Origin of the sequence: Nocardia sp. NPDC052566 (assembly GCF_044547285.1) — a bacterium.
Lineage (GTDB): Bacteria > Actinomycetota > Actinomycetes > Mycobacteriales > Mycobacteriaceae > Nocardia.
Genome location: NZ_JBIUAF010000003.1, coordinates 654639 through 663559 on the forward strand (window position 1 = coordinate 654639; position 8921 = coordinate 663559).

Annotated in this window: 9 protein-coding genes; 7 read left to right on the plus strand and 2 right to left on the minus strand. The window is 67.9% G+C overall.

The window, feature by feature from the left end:
• Positions 1-245 precede the first annotated feature (245 nt).
• The 4 genes from ACIG5A_RS17295 to ACIG5A_RS17310 all read left to right on the plus strand — a co-directional run bounded on the left by ACIG5A_RS17295 (position 246) and on the right by ACIG5A_RS17310 (position 4876).
• Positions 246-641 carry an ArsR/SmtB family transcription factor gene (locus ACIG5A_RS17295; protein WP_397241832.1) on the plus strand — a complete coding sequence of 132 codons (396 nt, stop codon included), beginning with the start codon at positions 246-248 and terminating at the stop codon, positions 639-641.
• Complete coding sequence (locus ACIG5A_RS17300) at positions 638-1732, plus strand: cation diffusion facilitator family transporter (protein ID WP_397241196.1); 1095 nt, start codon at positions 638-640, stop codon at positions 1730-1732. The genes ACIG5A_RS17295 and ACIG5A_RS17300 overlap by 4 nt, the downstream gene beginning before the upstream one ends.
• A gap of 178 nt (positions 1733-1910) precedes the next feature.
• The gene (locus ACIG5A_RS17305) at positions 1911-3206 is read left to right on the plus strand and encodes a serine hydrolase domain-containing protein (RefSeq protein ID WP_397241197.1); all 1296 of its coding nucleotides are present in this window, start codon (positions 1911-1913) and stop codon (positions 3204-3206) included.
• A gap of 32 nt (positions 3207-3238) precedes the next feature.
• Positions 3239-4876, plus strand: coding sequence for a long-chain fatty acid--CoA ligase (locus tag ACIG5A_RS17310; protein WP_397241198.1), 1638 nt, complete (start codon positions 3239-3241; stop codon positions 4874-4876).
• An 82-nt stretch (positions 4877-4958) separates the two neighbouring features.
• On the opposite strand, the gene ACIG5A_RS17315 is transcribed toward ACIG5A_RS17310, so the two are convergent.
• On the minus strand, positions 4959-5351 hold the full coding sequence (locus tag ACIG5A_RS17315; RefSeq protein WP_397241199.1) for an SCO5389 family protein: 393 nt from the start codon (positions 5349-5351) through the stop codon (positions 4959-4961).
• A gap of 57 nt (positions 5352-5408) precedes the next feature.
• Positions 5409-6473, minus strand: a complete 1065-nt coding sequence (locus ACIG5A_RS17320) for a nitronate monooxygenase (protein WP_397241834.1) — start codon at positions 6471-6473, stop codon at positions 5409-5411.
• A 218-nt stretch (positions 6474-6691) separates the two neighbouring features.
• Between ACIG5A_RS17320 and ACIG5A_RS17325 the strand changes: the two genes are divergently transcribed.
• The 3 genes from ACIG5A_RS17325 to ACIG5A_RS17335 all read left to right on the plus strand — a co-directional run bounded on the left by ACIG5A_RS17325 (position 6692) and on the right by ACIG5A_RS17335 (position 8740).
• Positions 6692-7519, plus strand: coding sequence for a M23 family metallopeptidase (locus ACIG5A_RS17325; protein WP_397241200.1), 828 nt, complete (start codon positions 6692-6694; stop codon positions 7517-7519).
• Positions 7520-7610: 91 nt separating this feature from the next.
• Entirely contained in the window at positions 7611-8594 is a 984-nt protein-coding gene (locus ACIG5A_RS17330; RefSeq protein ID WP_397241201.1) for a DNA-binding response regulator, read from the plus strand.
• Entirely contained in the window at positions 8591-8740 is a 150-nt protein-coding gene (locus ACIG5A_RS17335; RefSeq protein WP_397241202.1) for a hypothetical protein, read from the plus strand. The genes ACIG5A_RS17330 and ACIG5A_RS17335 overlap by 4 nt, the downstream gene beginning before the upstream one ends.
• Positions 8741-8921: the final 181 nt, after the last annotated feature.

Genomic DNA, 8921 nt, shown 5'->3' on the forward strand with positions numbered 1-8921 from the left:
GGCAAGGGGTTTACCTGGGCAGTGCTGGGCGCGTTGGGTGCCGTCCCCGCTTGGAAGTCGAGTCGGGTGCATGTCTGGGCTTCCGGCCGAGTCATCTGGCTGTGGTGCCGTTCTCGAGATGAAGATCCGTCGAGCGCAGTCGAATGGCCCTGCGACACGCCGTGAACAGGGGCCATTTGACTGCGCTCGACGGCTGGGGCTGGTGGGGGTATCGGATGGCGGGGGTGTTGTTCTATTATCTGCGTATGAATGCAGATAGTCAGGGAATGCCTGCTGCGCTCGATGAGGACCAGGTGGGGCTGGTTGTCGAGGTGTTTCGGATGCTGGCCGATGCGACGCGGGTGCGGGTGTTGTGGGCGCTGGTGGATCGGGAGCTCTCGGTGAACGATCTGGCTGGTTGTGTGGGGAAACCGGCTACCTCGGTGTCGCAGCATCTGGCGAAGTTGCGGATGGCGCGGCTGGTGCGGACGCGGCGGGCGGGGACGACGATCTTCTACAGCCTGGAGAACGATCACGTTCGGCAATTGGTGCTCGATGCGGTCTACAACGCCGAGCACGCCGGTCCCGGCGTGCCGGCGCACCATCGAGGTGACGCGGGGGTGCGCGAAATTGCCAGGCATCACGAGGCGGCAGGCGAATGACTCACTCGAAAAGAACTGCTGAACACGGCGTTTCCCGTGGGGGCGGCGCAGACGATCACCGCGCACACCAATATTCGGGTGGTGAGCGGCATGCGCACCGCCATGTGAGTGGTGCGCGGCACTCGCACGGCCATGAGCATCCGGGTGGGTTGCGCGGGGTGTTGCGGGAGATCTTTGTGCCGCACAGTCATGACGCCGCCGACAGCGTGGATGATGCGTTGGAGGCCAGTGCCGTGGGGATTCGGGCGGTGAAGATCAGTCTGGTGGTGCTGGCGATTACGGCGGCGCTGCAGGTGGTCGTGGTGGTCGCGTCGGGGTCGGTGGCGTTGGCGGCGGACACGATTCACAACTTCTCCGACGCGTTGACGGCGGTGCCGCTGTGGATCGCGTTCGCGCTGGGGCGGCGGGCCGCGACTCGGCGGTATACCTACGGGTTCGGGCGGGCCGAGGATCTGGCGGGGTTGTTCGTTGTCGGGATGATCGCGTTGTCGGCGCTGGTCGCGGGGTACGAGGCGGTGCTAAGGCTGGTCGAGCCGGTGCCGATCGAGCATCTCGGGTTGGTCGCGGCGGCGGGGCTGGTCGGGTTCCTCGGGAACGAGACGGTGGCGCTGCATCGGATTCGGGTCGGTCGGCGGATCGGGTCGGCGGCGCTGGTCGCGGACGGGCTGCACGCGCGCACCGATGGATTCGCCTCGCTGGCCGTGCTGGCGGGCGCGGCGGGCGTCGCGCTCGGCTTCCCACTGGCCGATGCGATCGTCGGGCTGCTGATCACGGTCGCGATCCTCGCGGTGTTGTGGACGGCGGTACGCGACGTGCTGCGCAGGCTGATGGACGGCGTCGATCCCGGGCTGGTGCACACCGCCGAGCGGGCACTGGCCGCGGAGCCTGGCGTGCTCGGCGTGCGCAGCCTGCGCATGCGCTGGATCGGGCACCGGCTGCACGCCGATGTGGAACTCGATGTGCCGCCGAGTATTTCGCTGGCAGACGCACATCATCTGGCGCACGACGCCGAGCACGCCCTGACGCATGCGGTGCCCAAGTTGACCTCGGCGTTGGTGCACGCCTATCCGACGCACGGGGCGACGGCATAACGCGCGTGATCGGTCGTGCGACGGCGAGTCGGCATCGGAACCAACCTGACCTGCGATTACTGAGGGCGCTCGCCGTCTCATCGGACGACTGCGAGATTCCGGCACCCGGCGTCGCGGCCCCCTACCGTTGGGTAGCATCGCCGATGTGATGTGGCTCATGGTCGGTGGTTGCTGAAGGATGCTCACCCGCGTACGGAATCTGCCGCTGGTCCCCGACCTGGTCCGCAAGTGCCGGATCCCGGAGGACATCGAGTCCGTCGCGACCATCGGCGCGGAGGTCGATCCCGGCGAAGTGGGCCTGCCCGCCGAGTACGCGGAGCGGATCTGGCGGCGGATGCAGCTGGTCTACCGCAGCGGCGTGCACCCGGCGATCCAGGTGTGTATCCGCAGGCACGGTGCGGTGGTCTTCGATCGCGCCCTCGGTCACGCCAGCGGCAACGGCCCCGACGACGACGCGGACGCACCCAAGGTGCCCGTCACCACGAGCACGCCATTCGTCACCTACTCGGCCGCCAAGGGCGTGACGTCCTTCGTCATCCATCAGCTCGTCGACCGCGGCCTGGTGGAGCTGGACGCCCCGGTGGCCCGCTACATCCCCGAATACGGTTGCCACGGTAAGGAATCCATCACCATCGGTCAGGTACTCTCGCATCGTTCCGGGGTCGCCGGACTGCCGCGCGAGGCGCTGCGGCTCGAGGCCGTCGCCGATCGGGAACTGTTGGTGCGCAACCTGTGCGCGGTGCATCCGTCGACGGCGCCTGGCCGGTTCCAGTCCTATCACGCACTGTCGGGCGGTTTCATCCTCGGCGAGGTGGTGCACCGGGTCACCGGCAAGGACATCCGCACGGTGCTCGACGAGGAGATCCTGCGCCCCCTGCGTTTCCGATGGACCAATTACGGTGTGGCACGGGAAGATCTCGGCCTGCTGGCACGGAACTACGTCACCGGGCTCCCGGTGCTGCCGCCGCTGTCCACCGCGATGGAGCGACTACTCGGCGTGCCGTTCGCCGAGGCCGTCGAAAACGGCAACGACCCCGCCTATTTGAGCATCATCGCGCCGGCGGCGAACATCGTCAGCACCGCGAGCGAGTTCTCCCGGTTCTACGAGATCTTCCGCCGCGGCGGTGAATTGGACGGCCACCGGGTGATGCGGCCGGAGACCATCGCGGCGGCACTTGTCCCGCAGTCGCGGATCGAGCCCGACCTGTCCCTCGGCATGAACTTCGGCTTCGGATACGGCCCGATGCTCGGCGGCCGGGTGGTCAGCCTCTACGGCCCCGACACGCGGCGCGCCTTCGGGCATCTCGGCTTCACCAACAACGCCGCGTGGGCGGATCCGGAGCGCGCGCTGTCGGTCGCCGTGCTCACCAGCGGCAAACCGATTCTGTATCCCGAGCTGATCCGGTGGGTCGGGCTGCTGTACGGCATCACCGCGGAGACACCGAAGGTGTCCGCACAAGATTTGGCTTTCTGAGCGAAAGTCACCGTAGAAGAAGGAGTTTGGCGATGTTGAGCACCATGCAGGACGAGCAGCTTTCGCTCGCCACGTTGCTGCGCTACGCATCGACGTTCGTCGGCGATGCCACCGTGTCCACCTGGACCGGTACCGGCGTGCGCACCATGACCTACCGCGAGATGGGCAAGGAATCGGCGCGGCTGGCGAATGCGCTGCGCGGGTTGGGCATCGGGATCGGTGATCGCGTCGCCACGTTCATGTGGAACAACAACGAGCACCTGGTCGCCTACATCGCCGTGCCCGCCATGGGTGCGGTGCTGCACGCGCTGAACATCAGGCTGTTCCCGGATCAGCTTGTCTACGTGGCCAATCATGCCGAGGATCAGGTCGTCATCGTGGACGGCAGCCTGGTGCCGATGTTCGCCCAGTACCTGCCGAACCTGAAGACGGTGCGCCACGTCATCGTGGCCAACGGCGACGCCGCCGCGCTGACCGCGCCCGAGGGCGTGCAGGTGCACTCCTACACCGAATTGCTTGCCGCGCAGTCGGATACCTACGACTTCCCGGTGATCGACGAACGCTCCGCCGCGGCCATGTGCTACACCTCGGGCACCACCGGCGACCCGAAGGGCGTCGTGTACTCGCACCGTTCGAACTGGCTGCACTCGATGCAGGTCGGCTCGCCGAACGGCCTCGGCCCGGTCGGCACCGACACCATCCTCGCCATCGTGCCGCTCTTCCACGCGAATGCCTGGGGTTTGCCCTACGCCGCGCTGATGGCGGGCGCGAGCCTGCTCATGCCGGACCGGTTCCTGCAGCCGGGCCCGCTGCTGGAGTGCATGGCCGCGCAGAAGCCGAGCTTCGCCGCCGCCGTCCCGACCATTTGGGGTGGCGTGCTCGCCGCGCTGGCCGCGAAGCCGCAGGACATCACGCACCTGCGCTCGGTCGTGGTCGGCGGGTCCGCGGTGCCGCCGTCGATGATGCGCGCGTTCCAGGAACAGCACGGCGTGCGCGTGCTGCACGCCTGGGGGATGACCGAGACCTCGCCGCTCGGCAGCGTCGCGCATCCGCCCGCCGGGGTGACCGGCGAGGACGAGTGGGCCTATCGGATCACGCAGGGCCGCTTCCCGGCCGGTGTGCAGGCGCGCCTGGTCGCCGACGACGGCAGCATCGTGCCGAACGACGGAGAGTCGCTCGGCGAGGTGGAAGTGCGCGGGCCGTGGATCACCGGCTCCTACTACTCGCCGGACGGCTCCGCGGTCGATCCGGACAAGTTCGACGACGGCTGGCTGCGCACCGGTGATGTCGGCAAGATTTCCCACGAGGGCTATCTGACCCTGGTCGACCGGTCCAAGGATGTGATCAAGTCCGGCGGCGAGTGGATCTCCTCGGTGGATCTGGAGAACGCCGTGATGAGCCATCCCGCGGTCGCCGAGGCGGCGGTGATCGGTGTGCCGGACGAGAAGTGGGACGAGCGTCCGCTGGTCGCGATCGTGCTGCACGATGGCGCGGAAGCGAAACCCGAAGAGCTGCGCGAATTCCTGACCGACAAGGTCGCGAAATGGCAACTGCCGGAACGGTGGACGTTCATCGCGGAGGTGCCGAAGACCAGCGTCGGCAAGTTCGACAAGAAGCGCCTGCGCGCCCAGTACGCCGACGGCGAGCTGGCCGTCACCACGCTGGCCTGATCGAACGCCGATCGGGCGCTGATCACACGCGTACCCGGCGCGGCACGAAATCCGTTGCCGCGCCGGGGTTATGCCATCTAGATCAGCAGTTGCGCAGCTCTGGGCTCTGGTTGAGCAGCTGGGCCCTGGTGCCGATGAACGTGGCGTAGGTGTCGCCGCCGACGGCCGACAGCGGGAAGGCCGCGACCCGGTGGCAGTTCTGGAAGGCGAGCTTCACGCCGAAGTGGCGCTCGAGGCCGCCGCGGATGGCGTCGGAGGCCATCGCGCGCAGCAGCTGTCCGCGCGCGACCTCATCCGGCGGCGGCACGACGTTGTCGGCGAATTCGGCGGTGCCGGAGCGCAGATCGCCTGCCACCCGGCTGACGACTTCCCAAGCGTAGGGCAACGAAGTACGAACACATTCGACGAAATCGGCGTCGTCGACCTCGCCTAGTTCGGCACGTTCGAGTAATGCGGCGGGAACATCGAGGGACATTGCGCTCTCCTCATGACGTGGGATGAGATGCAGCTCGATTCTAATCGAAAGTCGTTGTCAACAATCCTGGATTCGCCGCGAAAGTGCAGTGGTCAGCGCGGTTTTCGCCTCCGTTGCCAAGGTGCGTACCAGTTCGCCCGCCGGTAGCTCCCGCGCCAGTTCGTGGGTTTGGCCCGCCCACAGGTTCACCGCGTCCGCATTGCCCTCGGTGCGGGCGGCGGCGCGCAACGGCGCTGTCGCGTAATGGATTTCGGGGTATGCGGCGGGTGCGGTCGCCGTGTGCTCGGTCATGAACCGGTTGCGCAGCCCGCGGGCGCGCCTGCCGGTGAACGCGCGGGTGAGCATGGTCGGTGTCGCGTCGCCGATCGCGTTGCGGTGCAACGCATTGGTGCCCGCCTCCGGGCATCGCAGGAACACCGTGCCGAGTTGGACGGCGGCCGCGCCCGCCGCGAGCGCACCCGCGATGCCCGCGCCGGTGGTGAGTCCGCCGGTGGCCACCAGCGGCCGGTCGACGGCGGCGGTGAGCACCTGCAGCAGGGCGAGCAGACCGAGCGGATCGGTCGCGTCGTCGGCGACCCGGTCGACGAAGGTCGCACGATGCCCGCCCGCCTCCGCGCCCTGCGCGATCAGCACATCGGCGCCCGCCGCGACGGCGATGCGCGCCTCGTCCGCGCTCGTGACGGTCACCCAGACCTCGGAGCCGACCGCGTGCAGCCGCTCGACCTCGGCGGCCGAGGGGCAGCCGAAGGTGAACGAGACCACCGCGACCGGATCGGCGACCAGCAGATCGAGCTTGGCGTCCCAGTCGTCGGTGTCGAATTTCGGTGCACCGACGGTGAATTCGCCACTCAGTTCGGCGAGGTAGGCGGCGAACGTCTCCGGCGGGGTCGCGGGGCCCGGCACGAAGAGGTTCACGCCGAACGGCGCGGTCGTCAGCGCGCGGGTGGCCTTGATCCGGTCGGCGGTGTCGGCCGCGCTCAGGTAGCCGGCGGCGAGCAGGCCGAGCCCGCCCGCCTCGGTGACGGCGGCGGTCAGTTCGGGAGTGGACGGTCCGCCCGCCATCGGAGCCAGCACGATCGGGACGCGCATTTCGTTGAGTAGCACGGCCTCAGTGTCACGCATCATTCGTCGATGATTACAGGTCCAACGTCCAGGATGTGACGATGGTAATGGTCCTTACCTGGGCCTTTTTCGAAGAAGGTTGCGGAATGGTCACGACGGGGTAGAGTTCCCGTCACAACGGATGCCGAATCGTTACATCGCCCGGCTCCAGCAGACCGTTACGACGCGAGGACGAAGCTTTGCCGCAGCACCGAGAAGGCCCCAGTTCCGTTACCGTCATGAGTCTCGTCGGCGCGGGTGTCACGGTCCGCCCGAAGCGTCACCGCGCCGAATCGGCCACGGCCGAGCGCGTGAAGATCGCGGCCGGTGTCGCGGTCGCCACCGGCGCACTGATCGGCACCGCCACCCAGCTCGTTCCGGCCATCGCCAATGCCGCACCGCTGCTTCCGGGTTCGCATCACACCGATGACGCGATCGCCCCGATCAAGCTGTCCGGCAACGTGGGCGATATCGCCGAGGCCAAGGCCGCCGCCGCCCCGGTCGTCGAGGAAGCGCCCGAGGCGCCGGTCGTCGCCACTCCGGTGGCCGCGCCGATCGCCGCACCGTTCGGCATTCCCAACCTGCCGCCGGAGATCGCGGGCCCGCTGGCCCAGGCCGAGCAGGCGCTCAAGGGAATTCAGCAGCAGGTCGCGCCGCCCGCACCGGCGGTGCGCCCGGTCGCCGGTGAGATCAGCTCCGGATTCGGTTCCCGCTGGGGCGAATTCCACTACGGCCTCGATTTCGCCGATCAGCTCGGCGCCCCCATTCACTCGGTCAGCAATGGCACCGTGATCGAAGCGGGCCCGGCCTCCGGCTTCGGCCTCTGGGTCCGGGTACTGCAGGACGACGGCACCACCGCGGTCTACGGCCACGTGAACGAGATGTTCGTGCAGGCCGGTCAGCGGGTGAACAGCGGCGATGTCATCGCCACCGTCGGCAACCGCGGCAACTCGACCGGGCCGCACCTGCACCTGGAGATCTGGGACGGCGCGGGTAACAAGATCGACCCGATGCCGTGGCTTGCCGCCAAGGGCGTGCCGCTGCAGTGGGGTCCTTCCGCGCACTGACCGGGCATCCGGACAGAGATTTTCTGGCCGGCTGGACATTCTGCACACAACTCGGCCACATGGGACACCTATCGGTCGTTAGGCTCAGGCGGTGACCGAGCTGGGCGATATTTTCGAGCAGGGATCACCGCACGGGCGCACCTACGCCGTGCTGGTGCATCATCCGCGGTCGAGCCTGACCGATATCGCGCAGTACCTGGGCGTTTCGGCCGAGGCCGCCGCGGCGTCCCTCGACGTGCTTTGCGAACTGCAAGCGGCAGTACGGGTTTCGACCACCGACGGCGAATTCGTATGGGACGCGCACGCGCCCGAATCGCTGTCCGAGGCCGAAGCCAGGCGCAGGCAGCATGAGATCAATCAAATGCATTCGGCCGCAGCGCGACTCAGTGAGACCTTCCGGTCGGTGCGCCGCTCGCCGCGCAGCAACGGCGCGGTGGTGCCGGTCTTCGAGCGGCTGGAAATGCTCGCCGATTTCGAGGAGATGCAGACCGCGGCGCGCGCCAGCATCAAGGTCGTCGAACGCGGGCCGTACCTGAGCGATCTGGAGCGCGAGCGACAGCTGTTCCTGCTCAAGCGATCCCGCATCGGCGACGGTATCCGGTATCAAACCCTGTACCAGGACACGATCTATCAGGACGCGGAGCGACTACGCCACGCGCTGTCCACGAATGCCAGTGGCGCGCAGGCGCGTACGCTGCCCGAGCCGCCGTTCAAACTGATCATCGCCGACGACGAGCGCGCCAGCCTCGTCCTGCACGCCGACGAGCGGCGCCCCGATCCGATGGGTCTGCGCATCGTCGGCTCGCCGGCTCTCGATCTGCTCGTGAAGACCTTCGACGTGCTGTGGTCGCTCGCCGCGCCGATTTCGGTGAATCCCACCGCGGAGGCGCTCGACGAACGCGATCGCGCGATCCTCACGCTGATGGGTCTCGGCGCCACCGACGACACCATCGCGCGCAGGCTCGGCATGTCCCGGCGCACCGTGGTGCGGCGCACCGCGCGGCTGCTGGAGCGGCTCGGCGCGAGCACCAGATTCCAGGCGGGCGTACAGGCGACGCGGCGCGGTTGGTTATGACCGGCGCATCGGCCTGTGCGGATGCGGTGACGGGTGCGGTGCGCGGTCATGTGGTGCCGACCACACACTGGCACATGGCAACGGGTGTCGCACTCGCGCGAATCGGCGCCGTGCTGACCGAAATCGGGCAGATCAGCGATCAATAGCCGTTCGGTATAACGCTTGCGCGTTCGGAACGTATGTAACAGACCGGGCGGACCGATCGAAGCAAGTGTGGCTGGGCACCTCGAGGGGGGCTCACCGCTGCCCGCTTACACTGTGTAATTGCTCGGACCGCGCGGCCGCCTCGGCACGTCAGTATTTGGGGGGATTGACGTTGGCGTTGGC